The sequence below is a fragment of the Bacillus sp. FSL K6-3431 genome (assembly GCF_038002605.1).
Lineage (GTDB): Bacteria > Bacillota > Bacilli > Bacillales > Bacillaceae_C > Lederbergia.
Genome location: NZ_JBBOCT010000001.1, coordinates 1,088,115 through 1,103,960 on the forward strand (window position 1 = coordinate 1,088,115; position 15,846 = coordinate 1,103,960).

Below are 15,846 nucleotides of genomic sequence, written 5' to 3' on the forward strand. Positions count from 1 at the left end.
ATAATTTATGTATATGTTCTGCTTATTATGCAAAAAAAGGATCAGACTATTATAGTCCGATCCCTTTTTTCATAAAATAAACGGCTGCGTGTGAAGTGGGTCACATCGGTGTTACCACACGACGTGGCGTTTTTAGGCTCGCACGATGCGAGTCATAACGGTGTTGCCACACGACGTGGCGAACTGGCCGATGTTCCTTGTCTAGCTACAGCGCCCAGCGTCTAGCAATTAGGATGCTTCCTACGATAAGTCAACATCGGTTCGCCTTACAGGCTTACCGTGTTTCCTTTATCTCGTCAGAATCCCTACAGTTTGTACGTCGCTAAACGGCCGCTTTCGCTTTTGGCCTGCACGATGCAGGTCACATCGACGTTGCCACACGACGTGGCGAACTTAGCCGATATTCCTTCATCGTTTCCCTTTAATATACGGATCGCCAAGTGCTTTGGGAGCATCGGCACGTCCGATAAAACCGGCTAGTGCTAGGATGGTGAGCACATATGGTGTGATTAATAAAAATACGGATGGTATATTTGCCAGGAATGGAATTTGTGGTGCTACGATACTCAGACTTTGTGCAAAGCCAAAAAACAACGCCGCTCCCATTGCTCCAAGCGGATGCCATTTACCAAAAATCATTGCGGCCAGCGCCATAAATCCTTGACCAGTAATGGTTATATGGCTGAAATTAAGTGTAAGGGACTGTGCGAAAACTGCTCCTCCAGCACCACCAAGTACGCCGGATAAGAATACTCCTATATAACGAAGGCGTGTTACATTTATCCCCATCGTATCGGCAGCCATTGGATGTTCTCCGACAGATCTAAGCCGTAATCCAAAAGGTGTTTTAAATAAAACAAACCATACAAGAAAAGACAATAGAATCGCTACATAAGCAACATAGGAAACATTACTAAAAAATAATCTCCCGATTATAGGAATATCGCTGAGTATCGGAATATCAATTTTGCCAATGTTTTCGAGAATCGTATCTGTTTGCCCTTTGCCATATATTTTTTTCACGAGGAATAATGATAGACCGAGTGCAAGGAAATTAATCGCCACACCACTCACTACTTGATCTGCTCGGAATGTAATCGATGCTAGACCATGTAATAAAGAAAATATCCCCGCCATCAACATGGCAAATAGTATCGACATCCATGGTGTTGCTGCTCCAAATATATGGGCAGTACTTAAATTGAATACGATTGAGCTAAACGCTCCGATGACCATTAATCCTTCTAATCCAATATTTACAACTCCAGATCGCTCTGAAAACACACCTCCGAGAGCAGTGAGAATAAGGGGTGCTGCAGCCATGATAGAAGAAGAAATTATAAGAGATAATAAAGTCATGACATCCACTTATTTCACCCCCTTTTTAAAACGTGCGATAAGCAAGCGAATCATATAACTTGATGCCACAAAGAAAATAATAAATGCAATAACAATCTCTACAAGCTCTTTTGGCACATTTGCATCTGGCATAAGTAGTGCTCCTACCTTCAATCCACCAAATAAGAAAGCTGCAAGTACAACACCGATCGCAGTATTCCCTCCAAGTAAGGCAACAGCAATCCCGTCAAACCCTATGCCCGAGAATCCCGACTGGAGCGACGCGCTTCCGAAGGTACCCAGCCCTTCCATCGCCCCTGCAAGACCTGCAAACGCTCCAGATATGACCATCGATGCAATAATATTTCTGCTAACATTCATGCCAGCATATTCAGAAGCATGCTGATTAAATCCTACAGACCGAAGCTCAAAACCAGCTTTCGTTTTCTCCAAAATAAACCACATGACAATTGCTCCAGCTAAAGCTAGAAATATACCATAATGAAGCGTAGAGTACTCTGTGATCGATTCAAAGAATAACGAGCTTAATGAAGCTGATTCGTGAATCAAATCTGTTGAGTCTTTTTGATCGGAAAGCACATATCGGATCAAGTAATTTGTCACATGTAAGGCGATATAATTCATCATGATAGTTACGATAACTTCATGAACTTTTAAACGTGCTTTTAATAATCCGGGAATAAATCCCCAAATGGCACCTGCAACTGCGGCTGCAATGATCGCAAGTGGGAGATGGATAATTTTTGGCAGATCAAATGCAAGACCTACCCAAACAGATGCGACCCAACCTACTAGTAGCTGGCCTTCAACACCAATATTGAAAAGCCCTGTTCTAAAGGCAAACGCCACCGCAAGTCCAGCAAATATATAAGGAGTCATTTGCCTAACCGTTTCACCAATATAATATGGTTCTCCCAACGCTCCATACCAGAGTGCAGCGTAGCCTGCAATTGGGTTATAGCCACTTATAAGCATAACGATAGCTCCCGTTATTAGGCCGAGTATTACAGCAATAATGGGGATGAGCAAGTTAGATAATCGTTTAGACATGAGCATCCTCCCCCACTTCTCTCTGCTTCGATCCGGCCATTAATAACCCTAACTCCTGTTCCGTTGTTTTAGCAGCATCGACAATAGCAACAATTTTCCCTTCGTAAATAACGGCAATCCTATCACTGACATTTAATATTTCTTCCAACTCAAATGATATGAGCAAAACTGCCTTACCATTATCGCGCTGTTCAATTAAGCGTTTATGTATAAATTCAATAGCTCCAACATCAAGCCCTCTCGTTGGCTGTGCCGCGATTAAAAGATCAGGATTTCTATCGATCTCCCTACCAATAATTGCTTTTTGTTGGTTTCCACCAGATAATGCACGTGCATGTGTAAATTCGCTTGGGGTTCTGACATCAAATTCATCAATGAGGGCTTTTGCTTTCTTATAAACTTCTTTAAAGTTAAGCACTCCAGCTTTCGAATATGGATGCTGATAATAGGTTTGTAAAACCATATTTTCACCGATTGGAAAATCTAGAACAAGGCCATGTTTATGTCTATCTTGAGGAATATGACCAATCCCAGATTCTGTAATCCTTCGGGGTTTCAAATTTGCAATCTTTTTACCATTTAGCATGACGGTTCCGCTCTCTACTTTTCTAAGGCCAGTGATAGCTTCAATAAATTCAGTTTGACCATTTCCATCTACCCCTGCAATCCCGACAATTTCTCCAGCTTGAACAGTCAGGTCAAGTCCTCTAACAGCATCGATTCCTCTAGTATCTTTAACAACTAATTGATTGATTTCCAAAACATTTCCTCTTGGATTTGCTTTACTTTTATTCGTAGTAAACACAACTTCTCTACCAACCATTAAATTGGCTAATTCGTTTGTCGTAGTATTTTTCACTTCAACAGTTCCGATTCCTTGCCCTTTACGAATAACTGTAACACGGTTGCATATTTCCATTATTTCCTTTAATTTATGGGTGATTAAAATAATTGATTTTCCTTCTTTAATCAGGTTTTGCATAATTTGACTTAATTCTTTAATTTCTTGCGGCGTAAGCACAGCCGTCGGTTCATCAAAAATTAGAATGTCCGCCCCTCTGTAAAGGGTTTTTAAAATTTCGACGCGCTGTTGCATTCCAACGGAAATATCTGCAATCTTAGCACTAGGATTGACGGCCAACCCGTATTTTTCGGAGATTTCCGCTACATCAAGCTCCGCTTTTTTTAAATCAACAGCTACACCTTTTTTAGGCTCTTGACCTAAAATTATATTTTCAGTCACCGTAAAGGTATCGACCAGCATAAAGTGCTGATGTACCATTCCGATTCCAAACTTATTAGCGATTGTAGGGCTTGTAATATGAACAGGCTCCCCTTTTACCCTGATTTCCCCTTTTTCCGGTTGATATAAACCGAACAGAACATTCATCAACGTGGATTTCCCGGCCCCATTTTCTCCTAAAAGGGCATGTATCTCCCCTTTTTTGATTTGGAGTGTGACTTGATCATTGGCAACAATACCAGGAAATTCTTTACGGATGTTCAACATTTCTACTACATACTCCATCAAGACCCACTCCTTATTGTAAAGCTCGAGGCGACGACTTGCTGATCCCAAGCCGACAACACCCAGAGCCAAACAGGTTATTATTCTTTAAAAATGCTAAATGAAACCCAGTTTTTTCCGACCTTCATTTAACATTTTTAACGGGCCGGCGATCCAGCCTGGCCCGTAATTTGATTAATATAGATTACTTTAATGTGGAAGGAACATCTATTTCACCATTTTTAATTTTTTGTTCATAATCTTTTACAGCTTTTATCACTTCATCTGTTAAATGTTCTTGTGAATCGGAAATTTTTATTCCGTTTTCCTCTAGGCCATACTCAAGAAGTTCGCCACCGGGAAACTCACCGCTTTTTGCATTCGTAGCAATCTCTTGCACAGCAAAATCAACGCGTTTGACCATGGATGTCAGTGTAACATTTTTCGTTTCTCCATCCACCTTTACATCGCCTTCAGCATGTTGATCTTGATCTACACCAATAACCCATACGTCCCGGTCAGGGTCTTTTTGCTTTAGGTTTTTTGCTTCAGTAAATACACCTAGACCTGCGCCGCCGGCAGCATGATAGATAATGTCCACACCTGAACTATATTGAGTTGCAGCAATGGAAGCACCTTTTGCTGTATCAGTAAACGTACCTGCAAATTGAATTTGCACTTTCGCATTTGGATTAACTTCTTTTACACCAGCCTCAAAACCTGCTGCGAACTTATTAATTAAATCTGTTTCGATACCGCCAACAAAACCTACTTTATTAGATTTAGTCATTAAACCAGCAACAACACCTACGAGGAATGAGCCTTCATGCTCCTTAAACGTTAAGCTTGCCACATTATCCTTGCCTTCTATTACATCATCAACAATGACAAAATGATTGTCTTTACGCTGACCCGCGATTTTATCAATTGCTTTTTGCAATTTATAACCAACACCATAAATAATATCAAAGTCATTCCTAACAGCTGTATTCAAGTTTGTTGCATAGTCAGCTTCTGATTTAGACTCAAAATAATTATAACCATTCTTTCCTTTTTCTAAATTGTTTTCTTCACCAAATGCCGTAAGTCCTTCCCATGCAGACTGGTTAAATGATTTATCGTCTACTCCACCTTCATCCGTTACCATGGCTACAGAAAAGTTTTGATCTTCTTTTTTCTCATCTTTCCCTTGCTTGTTACCGCTTGTTCCACAGGCTCCAAGAATTGTTCCTGCAGCTAAAACGAGTGATAGCGCCAAACCAAAATTACGCTTTTTCACTAAGAGAACCCCCTATTTTCATCATTATTTGACCGAAATAATAATACCATCCATTACATCACCTATGGTAAATATCATTCTGCTAATCGAAAATACTATATCACTTTTTAGTTTATAAATAAATAAAAATGTGGTGAATCTTGTCGAATAATTTGTGACATGCAAGATAATTACTCTCATTCTTTATGAAGTTTGTTCTTCCGCTGGCTTAGGAATAAGCACCGTCCGAGGTTTGCTTCCTTCATATGGGCCTACAATTCCCCTAGCCTCCATTTCATCTATCAGTCGAGCTGCTCTCGTATATCCCACCCTAAAACGGCGCTGTAGCATCGAGACAGATGCGGTTTGCATTTCCGCGATTAACTGGACAGCCTCATCGAATAGTTCATCTGATGCTTCTTGCGTTACCTCAGGAATATCATCCGGGATCATTTCGGCTTGATATTGCGCTTTCTGCTGAGCTATGACAAAGTCAACAATATCTTCCACTTCTTGGTCAGATAAAAATGCACCTTGCACTCGAACTGGCTTCGAGGCACCTACAGGCTGAAAGAGCATATCACCTCTACCCAACAGCTTCTCAGCACCACCAGTATCTAGTATCGTCCGAGAGTCGATAGCCGATGATACAGCAAATGCAATTCGAGATGGAATATTCGCTTTGATTACACCTGTAATAACGTCAACTGAAGGACGTTGTGTGGCGATAATTAAATGGATGCCCGCTGCTCTTGCCATTTGTGCAAGCCTTGTTATCGAATCCTCGACATCATTTGATGCCACCATCATTAAATCAGCTAGTTCATCAACTATAACGATGATGTATGGTAATAAAGGCTGTTTTTCCTCTTTTTCAACATTTACCTTTGTTATATAGTCGTTATATCCTTCAATATTTCTTGTTCCCGTATGAGAAAAATGCTCATAGCGTCTTTCCATTTCACTTACTACTTTTTTTAATGCTTGTGATGCCTTTTTTGGATCTGTTACAACTGGCGCAAGTAAATGTGGAACACCGTTATATACATTTAATTCAACCATTTTTGGATCAATCATCATCATTTTTACTTCATGGGGCTTTGCTCGCATTAAAACACTTGTGATAATCCCGTTAATACAAACACTCTTACCACTCCCAGTAGCACCGGCTACAAGTAAATGTGGCATCTTATTCAATTCAGCTACAACCGCTTGTCCTGTAATATCACGGCCAAGACCAATTTGCAATTTAGCCTCTGGTTTGTCATTTTCTTTTGAGTCAAGCACTTCCCGCAATGATACGACGGCAATTTCTGAGTTAGGGACCTCAATACCAATTGCAGATTTACCTGGGATCGGCGCTTCAATTCGAATATCTTTTGCAGCTAATGCAAGGGCCAAATCATCACTTAGACTTACAATTCTACTTACTTTTACTCCAGCATCCGGATGTACTTCATACTTTGTAACCGCTGGCCCCAAATGAACTTGTGTAACTTTCGCCTTAACTCCAAAACTTTGAAAAGTTTTTTCAAGTTTTGCAGCATTTGCGTGAATGGCTTTATATTCATTACTTTGATCTGTTGCCTTTGGTCTCGTTAGTAGCGAAATTGGCGGAAGTTTATAATCTTTATTTTCAAGTTCCACAAATGCCATTGAAGGAACGATTTCTTCCTCACTCGTTTCTTCTTGCTCAATTATATTTTCTTTAGATTCCGTTTCGTCTATAGGATAAGCTTTCTCTGTAAAACTGGAAATCAATGGCTCAGACACCACCTCCTCCACAGTATCCGTTTCTATTTGCGAAGCCTCTACCGTTTTTTGCTGCTTTTCTTCTCTAATCAATTGTTTCTGCTGTGTTCTTTTTTCTTGACGCTCTTCCTTCCATTCCTTTAGATCCACCAGAAAAAGTCGCCATTGTTTTTGTAGAAAATGAACTATTTTTTTACCTATGCGGCCAACTACTTCGCCAATAGATTTACCTGTAATTAGAATAAGACCGATTAATATTAGAAAAAAGCATAATATTTTTGCACCAAGGGAGTCAAAAACAAAATATGTGAAAGTGAGCAGAATTGCTCCAAGCATTCCACCGCCAAAATCCTCTAAACTTTCTCCCAGTTTATTTTGTTTATAATTTTGAATGAACTCAGCATGCGTATTGCTTAAAACACTTTGACCTTCCATGCTATTACTTGCTACTTTTAAATCGATAAACTGTACATGATTTAATAATAAAATACATCCAAAAATAATATAAATACCAATAAGTTGGACCCTAGAAAAATTGGGAAGCTCCCGCTTTATCATCATATATCCGCCCAGCAAGATAACTGCTAACAATCCTACGATATACCATTCACCTAAAAAATAATAAAATGGTATCGTTAGCGAAAATAACTTCTCACCTGTCACTATTGCAATCACACTTAATGCTATTAAAATAATACCAATAATTTCAAATTGCAGTGTTTTATTATTTCCTTTTTTAGACCTGCGACTGTTTCTTCGTTTTTTCTTTGCCATTTTTATCACCCATCTATCTATTTCGTATTTGGAGCATTACTTGAAAAGCTACGTTTTATGTATCGCCTTCTAGCATATTATACCATTAAGTTATTAATGAAGAAAAAATAGTTAGACTTTCCCTACAGTTAGCACTAAAAAAATCCTCGCCCATTATAACTGGAAGGAGGATTTTACCAATACATATAACTATTATGCGATAGGGATAATTGTCCCAGGGTGTAAGTCACCATTTAAATAATCTGCTGGGTCACTACTCATAATTCTTACTATTTTATACATATGTCCACTCTGTTCGACTATCATCGGGACTCCGTTACGTGTAAGAGTTATTTGTTTAGAAAAATTTTCTTGCTTTTCTGGAAAGATAAGCTCAGCCGGAATGATCGTATGAAGAATCATTGAATGATCTCCTCCATTCCTGTGCTTTTGGATTGCATATCAATTAGTTGATTTAGTTTTATTAAAGCTTTACCTAAACCACCTACTTCATCAATCAAGCCGGATTTTACTGCGTCTTCTCCAATGACATTCGTTCCTATGTCACGTGTCAAATTACCCTTTTCAAACATTAAATTTTTAAAGACTTCTTCAGAAATACGGGAATTCTTCGTAACAAACTTTACTACTCTTTCCTGCATTTTATCCATATATTCGAAAGATTGAGGAACGCCAATGACCAGTCCAGTTAATCTTATGGGATGAATCGTCATTGTGGCGGTCTCCGCGATAAAAGAATAAGTACATGAAACCGCTATTGGGACACCTATAGAATGACCGCCACCTAGAACTAATGAAACACTTGGTTTCGAAAGAGTGGAGATCATTTCTGAGATAGCTAAACCTGCTTCTACATCGCCACCAACAGTATTTAATACCACAAGTAATCCTTCTATTTTCGGATTTTGTTCAATAGCTACAAGTTGAGGAATAATATGCTCATATTTTGTCGTCTTATTTTGCGGTGGTAATTGCATATGCCCTTCTATTTGTCCAATAATTGTTAAGCAATGAATATTTGCATCGGGAGAAAGCTGTGGTACATTCGTTTGGCCAAGCTGTTGAATTTTTTCAATAATCCCTGACGGCTTTTCTTCCACTTCTTTATTCGGTTCGCTGTCCATATTATATTCAGAAGTCGTTTTATTTTCCATAATGTCCTCCTGCTTTTATCAATTCATGATTATAGTATGAGCGTAACTAAGCGTTTCATACAAAAAGAAGAGATGCGATAAAAGCTAACATCTCTTCTTCATTCATTTGGCTTATACTTCCATAATGATCGGTAGAATCATTGGACGTCTTTTTGTTTTTTCATATAAAAAGTGATTTAGTTTATCCCGAATGTCTTGCTTAATGCTTGACCAATCAAAAGCATCGGCTGAAACTGTTTCCTCAACGATTTTCCTGACGATGTTAGCCGACTCTTCGATCAATTGTTCTGACTCGCGTACATAAACGAATCCTCGTGATATTATTTCAGGTCCTGATGCAATTTTTTTGTTTTTCTTATCCAACGTGACAACCACTGTAAAAATTCCATCTTGAGATAGTAGTTTACGATCTCTGAGAACAATATTTCCAACGTCCCCTACACCAATCCCATCTATTAGAACATTTCCAGCTGTGACACGATTGCCTGCACTCATTTTCCCATTTTTATATTCAATTACTTCACCTTTACCGGGAATAAAAATCTGTTCCTTCGACATTCCGATTTCTTGCGCTAATTTAGAATGAGAAATAAGCATTCTATATTCACCTTGAATCGGAATAAAGTATTTAGGCCTCATTAGATTCAACATTAATTTCAAATCTTCTTGACTACCATGTCCGGAAACATGGACTTTTCTTTTTGTAGAACTGACTACTGCCCCTGCTCTGTATAACGAATCGATGGTTTTAGCCATTACTGTTTCCAAACCTGCAGATGGTGTCGCAGCAATTAGAACTGTGTCCCCTTTTTTAATGGATACATCTTTATGATTTTTTCCAGCCATTTTTTTCAATGCCTCAAATGGCTCTCCCATCGTACCTGTTGAAATAATAACAATCTGTTGATCGTCATATTTGGAAATTTGTTTAGCAGGAATGATTAATTCTTTATCTTCTACAGATATATAACCCAATTTAAGAGCAATTTCAAAACCTTTTTCAATACTTTTTCCTACAATTGCAACCTTACGTCCATTCTCGGCTGCCGCATTCAAAGCTTGTTGAATTCTAATAAAATTGGATGCAAAGCAAGCAACAATAATTCGACCTGGTGCTGCATGAAACGCATTTGACAATTCAAGCGCCGTTACAGATTCGGAAGGTGTAAATCCAGGATGTTCAGCTTCCGTACTATCTGAAAGTAAGCAAAGTACCCCCGCATCACCCATGCTAGCCATTTTTCCTATCTCTGAACGGTACAAACCTGTAGCAGCTTGGTCAAATTTAAAATCTCCAGTATGAACAATCCTACCTTCAGATGTATGAATGCACACACCTAATGAATCTGGAATGCTATGTGTCGTATGGAAGAATGAAACAGTTACACCATCAAATCTCAATTTAGAATTAGATTTAATTGTATTAAATTGAACATTTGTTTTCATACCGTATTCTTTCATTTTTTCTCTTGCTAAAGCAATCGTCAATCTTGAGCCATAAACAGGAGCCTTGATCTTTTGTAGAATATACGGTAATGCGCCTATTGCATCTTCGTGTCCATGCGTTAAGAATATGCCTTTAATCCGATCCTGCTGATCCTCAAGCCAAGTTGTGTCGGGGATAACGATATCAATGCCAAGCATTTCGTTTTCTGGGAACATCAGTCCAGCGTCGATTACAAAAATCTCCGAGTCAACTTCGACGACGTACATGTTTTTCCCAATTTCCCCCACCCCTCCAAGTGGTATAATCTTAATTAATTCATTTTTTATTTTCGTCAAATTATTCCTTCCTCCCATTTTATATTCCCGATCTTCATCAGTTAGACCCATTATACTTGAATATGAAATCTCTCTTCAACCATTATCAATTTTCAGCATAAAATAAAGCTGATCCCGATGATGGAATCAGCTTTACTTTGCTTGACTAATTCATTCAATAATTATCATTTAAGGGCTTTTAGCAATATTGCTAAATTAGATCTTTCTTGCTCATTGAGTGGAACGAGTGGAAGTCTAACTGAGCCAACATCAAACCCAGACATTTGCAATGCCGTTTTAACTGGTGTAGGATTTGGTGCTTGAAACAATCCCCTTATGACAGGCAATAGCTTTCTATGAAGTGTGGCTGCATCTTTATGATTGCCCATTGTAAATAAACGAATCATTTCTTGCAACTCATTACCTATTACATGACTTGCAACAGAAACTACACCATTTCCGCCGATCGCCATAACTGGCAATGCTAAACCATCATCTCCACTGTAAAGCATGAAATCATCTTCCGTTTCGGAAATAATTTCAGCCATTGCATTTAAATCTCCACTTGCTTCTTTTACCGCCACAATATTATCTACCTTAGCAAGTTCAATCATTGTCTCTGGCAAAATATTGACTGCTGATCTGCCCGGAATATTATAAACCATTACCGGTAATGTCGTTGCCTTTGCAATCGTATAAAAGTGCTCGTATAAGCCAGCCTGATTCGGCTTATTATAATATGGAGCAACAAGCATAACTGCATCTACACCGGCTTCTTCCGCCTGTTTTGTCAGTTCAATGGAAGCATACGTATTATTGCTACCAGTCCCAGCAATAACTGGTACACGACCATCTGTAGCTTTCAAAACGTGACGGAATAGAGCAGTTTTTTCCTCTGTAGATAATGTAGGCGATTCGCCTGTCGTTCCACCTACAACTAAAGAGTCCGTACCATTACTAATCAAATGGTTAACGAGTTTTGACGTTTTTTGAAAGTCAATATTTCCTTTATTATCGAAAGGAGTAACCATTGCAGTTGATACACGGCCAAAATGAACCATTACTTACACCTCAATCCTATCTATCATTCATCATTGTACTTTGTTCTTCTTCTTCTTGCAGTTGAAACACATTATGCAGTGCATTAACGGCTTCAGTTAAGTCATTTCCACTTACAAGAACCCAAATAGTCGTGTGGCTATCAGCAGATTGGAGGATACGAATGTCTTTCTCGGAAAGTGCCGTCACTATTTTAGCAGTGACACCTGGGACACCAGAAATTCCCGCTCCAACTACGGAAACCTTTGCACAGTTTTCCTCTATAGAAGGAGTATATCCGCATTCTCTTAGTGCCGAGATTGCCCGGGCAGATACAGATTCCGCGACAGTAAATAAGACTCCATTTGGAGAAATATTAATAAAGTCAACGCTAATATTTTCAGTAGCCATTGCTTTAAAAACTTCTGTCTGAAGATTATATTGCCCTTCCTTTGCTGCAACTTTTATTTGGGAAACATTAGGTACATACGCAATTCCAGTCACTAAACGCTCTCGAATATCAAACTCTTGATGTTTATTAATCGTTGTGACAAGCGTGCCTGGTGCATCCGAATATGTGGACCTGATTCTAATTGGAATTTTCGCTTGCATGGCAATTTCCACTGCTCTTGGGTGAATTACCTTTGCGCCTTGAAAAGCCATGTTACTTACTTCATTATAAGTAACAACTTTTAATGGACGAGCATTGCTAACGATCCTTGGGTCTGCAGTCATCATACCATTTACATCAGTGAAAATATCAATCCACTCTGCGTTTACAGCTGCCCCTAATGCAGCTGCTGTTGTATCACTGCCACCCCGACCAATCGTTGTAATATCACCATTTTTCGCTGCCCCTTGAAAACCTGCAACTACAACCACATCGTGTGTTTCCAATTCTTGCAATAGACGTCCACATTTCATTTCTAATATTTTTGCATTTGTATGTTCATTGTTTGTGATAAAACCGGCTTGCGCTCCTGTCATTGCCGTGGACTTGATTCCATTTTCTTTCAGTGCCTGTGTAAAAACAACACTTGAAATTGTTTCACCGCAAGATAGAAGCATATCTTGTTCTCTATTATTTAGAACCGTATTTTTTCCTCCAACGAGCGACAATAAAGTATCTGTCGCATATGGGTCACCTTGTCTTCCCATCGCAGAAACGACGACTACTGCCTTATACCCTTGCTCAATCGCCCTTCGAATATGGTTCATAGCATGTTGCCGCGTCTCTGAATTTTGAACCGATGTTCCACCAAACTTTTGGACGATTAATTTCATATCTACACCTCATTAAGCAGTTACAAATTTACTTTTCAGTTACAACTTCTAATTTAATTAAGCTTTCTGCAATTTGAATCGTGTTTAGCGCCGCACCTTTAATTAAATTATCGGAAACTATCCACATATGAAAACCAGCTGCCTCATCAAGATCTTTGCGGATTCTACCAACAAAGACATCATCTTTCCCTTGGGCCATGGCTGGCATTGGGTAAAGTTGTTTATCTGGGGCATCTTGCACTGTAACTCCAGGAGCATCTGATAGAACATGTTTAATATCGGCAACATTTACATCTTGTTTTCCTAATTCAACATAAACCGACTCCGAATGTCCAGTTTCAACTGGTAGACGAACACAAGTTGCCGCAACTTTCAATCCAGGCATTTCCATAATTTTCTTTGTTTCATTAATCATTTTCATTTCTTCCAAAGTATAGCCATTGTCAGCAAATTGGTCTATTTGTGGAATAACATTAAAGGCAATTTGATAATGTTTATCAGCACCACCAACAGGTAATATTTGTGGTGAAAATTCCTGTTCATTTAAGATAGCTGCTGCTTGCTCTTTCATCTCATTGATTGCAGCCGCACCAGCACCAGATACTGCTTGGTACGTGGATACAACTACTTTCTCCAAGCCGAATTCTTTTCTAATCGGTTCAAGTGCTGCGACCATCTGTATCGTTGAGCAATTTGGATTCGCGATGATTCCTTTATGCTTTAAAACGGCTGTTTCGTTTACTTCCGGTACAACTAATGGAACGTCAGGATCCATTCTGAACGCGCTTGTGTTATCAACTACAATTGCTCCACGTTTTACAGCTTCTGGTGCAAATTTTTCTGAGATACTTCCACCTGCGCTAAATAATGCAATATCTACACCTTCAAAAGCTTCTGGAACAGCTTCTTGAACGGTAATCTTTTCATCTTTAAATTTGATTACTGTTCCTGCTGATCGAGCAGAAGATAGTAATGTTAACTTTTTAATCGGAAAATCTCTATTTTCCAATGTTTTTAAAATCTGCTGTCCGACTGCTCCAGTAGCACCCATAATTGCTAGATGATATCCTTGTATATTCGACATGTAGCTTTCCCCTTCCAATCCCAACACTGACTTACTGACGTTGATATTTTGATTTCTTTAATATTTATTATATTATCACATTTGCGCTCACTATCGTTATTATTTTAGCAAAAATCACATCATTAAACTATTAATTCACGTAGATTACTCATATATTGTGACCAATATATGAGTTTCACACTTTTTATTTAGAACGCTCAATGATAACAGGTTGGTATTGCTTATTAGATAAAGCTGCCATTACTGTTTCAGGTAGGAGATCCATCTGTGCGACCATAGATGTTGGTTTCAAATGAATATCATCTTGACCAAAAGGGATGAAATATATATTTTTGGCAGCCATTAATTTCATTAAATTAATGCCATTTAATCCAAGGGCATCATTTGTAGAAATACCTATGACTACCGGCCTACTGTTTCTTAATGTAGCTTTAGCTGCCATTAAAACAGGGGAATCCGTTAATGCGTTAGCAAACTTACTCATTGAATTTCCTGTTAATGGGGCTATAACCATACAATCTAAAGGTTCTTTTGGCCCAAGCGGCTCAGCATCAACGATACTTGCAATTACTTTCTTTCCAGTTATTTTTTCGATTTTCCCTAACCACTCCATCCCTTCACCAAATTTCGTATCGGTATTTGCTAATGTATATGTTACAACTGGTACAACTTCTGCTCCTAGATTCATTAATTTTTCCATCTCGGGTAAAACAGCATCATATGTGCAATGTGATCCGGTCATACCGAATCCAATCCTTTTTCCAGATAAACTCATTACGCTTTCCCCTTCCTGTTGTCGAAATCTTCGCTAAGCAGTTGTGACAAAACATTTGCAAGTATTTTCCCTGCTGATTTTGGTGCAACGATTCCTGGCAAACCAGGCGCAAGTAGCGCTTTTATTCCCCTTCTTTCGGCATAGCGGAAATCTGTACCTCCAGGCTTTGAAGCTAAATCAATAATTAATGCATTCAAAGGCATTTTTGCAATAACTCCCGAACCCAAAACGGGATATGGGATCGTATTAATACAAACATCAATATCTGCTACTTCCTCTTGTAAATCTTGTAAATAGAAAGCTTCAAGTCCCATTTCTGTTATTCTTGCAAGATGCTCGCTTTTTCGTGCCCCTACCTTTACTTTTGCACCTAAGAGTGAGAATGTCCTGGCTACTGTCATGCCCACCCTTCCTAGCCCTAGCACTGCCACCTTTGATTGATGGATTGTAAAATCTGTATTTTGAATTGCCATCATAATCGTTCCTTCTACTGTCGGTATCGAATTATAAATGGCTACATCGTCCCTTTTAAAAAGTTGAACTAATTTTCGATTTGCATTGTTGGAAATTTGATTCAAATAACTATTACTAATCCCTGAGTAAATAGTACAATGCGTAGGCGTTTGTTGAAGCATTTGCTCGGTAAGTATTACCTTTTCACTAGAAAAAATTGTTTCCAATTCTCCAGCCAGGCTTGTTCCAGGGACAGGAAGAATCAAGGCATCCATTGAAGCGAAGTCTAATTCCTTAATTTTTTCTTTCTTCGTTCCTAAAAATGATGGTTCTAATTGTTCAAACCCGATTAAATAAAGCTGTGCATCTAACTCTGTTAATTTTTTGATGATTTCAAGCTGCCTTGCATCTCCACCTAAAATAGCTATTTGCATATCCGTCAACATCAAATTTCTTCACCTTCTTTTTTACATTCTAGTAATTTAACTTATGCACAATTAGTGTATGAGCATAGTATTAAGGCTGTGCATGTACAAGCGCAGGCTGTAGTGGTGCGGACTTAGTTAATAATGTTGATGTGACTCACATAACTTTTCT

The 15,846-nt window shown here is 38.8% G+C and carries 13 protein-coding genes; all 13 read right to left on the reverse strand.

Features of this window, described 5'->3' with window-relative positions; genetic code table 11:
* Positions 1–408: 408 nt before the first annotated feature.
* The 13 genes from MHB53_RS05535 to dpaA all read right to left on the reverse strand — a co-directional run bounded on the left by MHB53_RS05535 (position 409) and on the right by dpaA (position 15,695).
* Positions 409–1,368, reverse strand: coding sequence for an ABC transporter permease (locus MHB53_RS05535; RefSeq protein WP_340916172.1), 960 nt, complete (start codon positions 1,366–1,368; stop codon positions 409–411).
* The gene (locus tag MHB53_RS05540; RefSeq protein WP_340916173.1) at positions 1,369–2,409 is read right to left on the reverse strand and encodes an ABC transporter permease; all 1,041 of its coding nucleotides are present in this window, start codon (positions 2,407–2,409) and stop codon (positions 1,369–1,371) included.
* Positions 2,402–3,937, reverse strand: a complete 1,536-nt coding sequence (locus MHB53_RS05545; RefSeq protein WP_340916174.1) for an ABC transporter ATP-binding protein — start codon at positions 3,935–3,937, stop codon at positions 2,402–2,404. Before MHB53_RS05545 ends, MHB53_RS05540 begins: the two co-directional genes overlap by 8 nt.
* Positions 3,938–4,121: 184 nt before the next feature.
* Positions 4,122–5,195, reverse strand: coding sequence for a BMP family lipoprotein (locus tag MHB53_RS05550; protein WP_340916175.1), 1,074 nt, complete (start codon positions 5,193–5,195; stop codon positions 4,122–4,124).
* 183 nt (positions 5,196–5,378) lie between these two features.
* Complete coding sequence (locus tag MHB53_RS05555; RefSeq protein WP_340916176.1) at positions 5,379–7,700, reverse strand: DNA translocase FtsK; 2,322 nt, start codon at positions 7,698–7,700, stop codon at positions 5,379–5,381.
* A gap of 192 nt (positions 7,701–7,892) precedes the next feature.
* Positions 7,893–8,102 carry a YlzJ-like family protein gene (locus MHB53_RS05560; RefSeq protein WP_340916177.1) on the reverse strand — a complete coding sequence of 70 codons (210 nt, stop codon included), beginning with the start codon at positions 8,100–8,102 and terminating at the stop codon, positions 7,893–7,895.
* Positions 8,099–8,824, reverse strand: a complete 726-nt coding sequence (locus MHB53_RS05565; RefSeq protein WP_340924500.1) for a ClpP family protease — start codon at positions 8,822–8,824, stop codon at positions 8,099–8,101. The genes MHB53_RS05560 and MHB53_RS05565 overlap by 4 nt, the downstream gene beginning before the upstream one ends.
* A gap of 141 nt (positions 8,825–8,965) precedes the next feature.
* Complete coding sequence (locus MHB53_RS05570) at positions 8,966–10,636, reverse strand: ribonuclease J (protein WP_340916178.1); 1,671 nt, start codon at positions 10,634–10,636, stop codon at positions 8,966–8,968.
* Positions 10,637–10,800: 164 nt separating this feature from the next.
* Entirely contained in the window at positions 10,801–11,676 is an 876-nt protein-coding gene (gene dapA, locus MHB53_RS05575) for a 4-hydroxy-tetrahydrodipicolinate synthase (protein ID WP_340916179.1), read from the reverse strand.
* 16 nt (positions 11,677–11,692) lie between these two features.
* The gene (gene dapG / locus MHB53_RS05580) at positions 11,693–12,937 is read right to left on the reverse strand and encodes an aspartate kinase (protein ID WP_340916180.1); all 1,245 of its coding nucleotides are present in this window, start codon (positions 12,935–12,937) and stop codon (positions 11,693–11,695) included.
* A 28-nt stretch (positions 12,938–12,965) separates the two neighbouring features.
* Positions 12,966–14,021, reverse strand: coding sequence for an aspartate-semialdehyde dehydrogenase (gene asd, locus MHB53_RS05585; protein ID WP_340916181.1), 1,056 nt, complete (start codon positions 14,019–14,021; stop codon positions 12,966–12,968).
* Between the two features lie 184 nt (positions 14,022–14,205).
* Entirely contained in the window at positions 14,206–14,796 is a 591-nt protein-coding gene (locus tag MHB53_RS05590) for a dipicolinate synthase subunit B (protein WP_340916182.1), read from the reverse strand.
* A complete protein-coding gene (gene dpaA, locus MHB53_RS05595) occupies positions 14,796–15,695 on the reverse strand; it encodes a dipicolinic acid synthetase subunit A (protein ID WP_340916183.1) in 900 nt (299 codons plus the stop codon). Before dpaA ends, MHB53_RS05590 begins: the two co-directional genes overlap by 1 nt.
* Positions 15,696–15,846 lie beyond the last annotated feature (151 nt).

Excerpts from the sequence above, each read along its gene's own strand:
- MHB53_RS05540 (WP_340916173.1), bottom strand. The coding sequence starts at position 2,409 with ATGTCTAAACGATTATCTAACTTGCTCATCCCCATTATTGCTGTAATA.
- MHB53_RS05545 (WP_340916174.1), bottom strand. The coding sequence starts at position 3,937 with ATGGAGTATGTAGTAGAAATGTTGAACATCCGTAAAGAATTTCCTGGT.
- MHB53_RS05555 (WP_340916176.1), bottom strand. The coding sequence starts at position 7,700 with ATGGCAAAGAAAAAACGAAGAAACAGTCGCAGGTCTAAAAAAGGAAAT.
- MHB53_RS05560 (WP_340916177.1), bottom strand. The coding sequence starts at position 8,102 with ATGATTCTTCATACGATCATTCCGGCTGAGCTTATCTTTCCAGAAAAG.
- MHB53_RS05565 (WP_340924500.1), bottom strand. The coding sequence starts at position 8,824 with ATGGACAGCGAACCGAATAAAGAAGTGGAAGAAAAGCCGTCAGGGATT.
- dapA (WP_340916179.1), bottom strand. The coding sequence starts at position 11,676 with ATGGTTCATTTTGGCCGTGTATCAACTGCAATGGTTACTCCTTTCGAT.
- dapG (WP_340916180.1), bottom strand. The coding sequence starts at position 12,937 with ATGAAATTAATCGTCCAAAAGTTTGGTGGAACATCGGTTCAAAATTCA.
- asd (WP_340916181.1), bottom strand. The coding sequence starts at position 14,021 with ATGTCGAATATACAAGGATATCATCTAGCAATTATGGGTGCTACTGGA.
- MHB53_RS05590 (WP_340916182.1), bottom strand. The coding sequence starts at position 14,796 with ATGAGTTTATCTGGAAAAAGGATTGGATTCGGTATGACCGGATCACAT.
- dpaA (WP_340916183.1), bottom strand. The coding sequence starts at position 15,695 with ATGTTGACGGATATGCAAATAGCTATTTTAGGTGGAGATGCAAGGCAG.